Origin of the sequence: Nocardia vermiculata NBRC 100427 (assembly GCF_001613265.1) — a bacterium.
GTDB lineage: Bacteria > Actinomycetota > Actinomycetes > Mycobacteriales > Mycobacteriaceae > Nocardia > Nocardia vermiculata.
This window is the reverse complement of sequence record NZ_BDCA01000079.1, coordinates 1-578: the sequence shown is the minus strand read 5'-3', so window position 1 is coordinate 578 and position 578 is coordinate 1. Positions and strand designations below refer to the sequence as shown.

At 64.5% G+C, this 578-nt stretch carries 1 protein-coding gene; it reads right to left on the bottom strand.

The features are described 5' to 3' along the window. A partial coding sequence (locus NV2_RS30545; protein WP_157103177.1) for an MFS transporter occupies positions 1 to 578 on the bottom strand: 578 nt, incomplete at both ends.

Here is a 578-nt window from a genome sequence, read left to right as displayed (position 1 = left end):
CGGTAGGACCACACGGTGCCGAGGATGCCGAAGGGCACGCTGACCCAGAAGATCGCCTTCCAGTCCCATTCGGCCAGCAGACCACCCACGAGCAGGCCGAGGAATGAGCCGGCCACGGCGGCGACCTGGTTGATTCCCAGTGCCATTCCGCGTTCCCGGGCCGGAAAGGCGTCGGTGAGGATGGCGGTGGAGTTGGCCATCAGCATGGCGCCGCCGACGCCCTGGATCACGCGCCACCCGATCAGCCACAGTGCGCCGTTGCCCAGATCGAACGGGTCGAAGGACAGGGCTATCGCGCAGAGGGTGAAGACGACGAAGCCGAGGTTGTAGATGCGGACGCGGCCGTACATGTCGCCGAGTCGGCCGAACATGACGACGAGGACCGCGGAGGTGAGCAGGAAGCCCATGAGCAGCCACAGCAGGTAGCTGACGTTGGCGGGTTCGAGGGGGTTGAGGCCGATGCCGCGGAAGATGGCGGGCAGGGAGATGATGACGATCGAGGAGTTGATGGTGACCATCAACATGCCGAGGGTGGTGTTCGACAGTGCCACCCACTTGTAGCGAGGATGATCGTGATC